A 684-nucleotide genomic window follows, 5' to 3' on the forward strand; every position below is an offset into this window, starting at 1 on the left:
ACCCTCGCCCGCGCGCACGCGCTCGCCGACGAGGAGGACCGGCGCGCCGGCGTCGTCACGCGCGAGGCACGGCCCGACGAGCTCGCCGGCGCGCTCGCGCGCTTCGACGCGACCTGGGGAGTCGGCCGAACGGTCGACCTGGCATCGCTGAAGGCGATCGCGCATGCCGGCAACACGGTGCTCGTCGCGGTTCCGTCGCCGACCGGTGCGGATGCCGCCGCCGGGGGACCTGACGCCACCGCCGACCCGCCGCTCGGCGCGGCGCTGGGCTTCCTCGGCTGGGAGGGCGGCCTGCACGTGCACTCGCACATGAACGCCGTCGACCCTGCGGCGCGGGGGCGGGGGATCGGCGTCGCGCTGAAGCTGCGGCAGCGCGCGATCTGCCTCGACCACGGCATCGACGAGGTGCGCTGGACGTACGATCCGCTGATCCGTCGCAACGCGCGCATGAACCTGGTGCGCCTCGGCGCGGAGGTCGCGGCGTACCGCCCGGACTTCTACGGGGAGCTCCGCGACGCGATCTCCGGGGGCGACCGGAGCGATCGGTTCGAGGTGCGCTGGCGACTCGCGTCGCCACGCGTGGCGAGGGCCCTCGAGCGGATGCCGCAACCGGCCTGGCACGCCGAGGGCGGCCTGCCGCTCGTGGCCGACTTCGAGGCCGTCCGCGCCGCCGACCGGGAGGCG

General features: G+C 76.2%; 1 protein-coding gene. It reads left to right on the plus strand.

What is annotated here, in order from left to right; all coding sequences use genetic code 11:
- A partial coding sequence (locus ESO86_RS18145; RefSeq protein WP_207207237.1) for a hypothetical protein occupies positions 1–684 on the plus strand: 684 nt, incomplete at both ends.

The organism is Agromyces binzhouensis (assembly GCF_004135055.1).
GTDB lineage: Bacteria > Actinomycetota > Actinomycetes > Actinomycetales > Microbacteriaceae > Agromyces > Agromyces binzhouensis.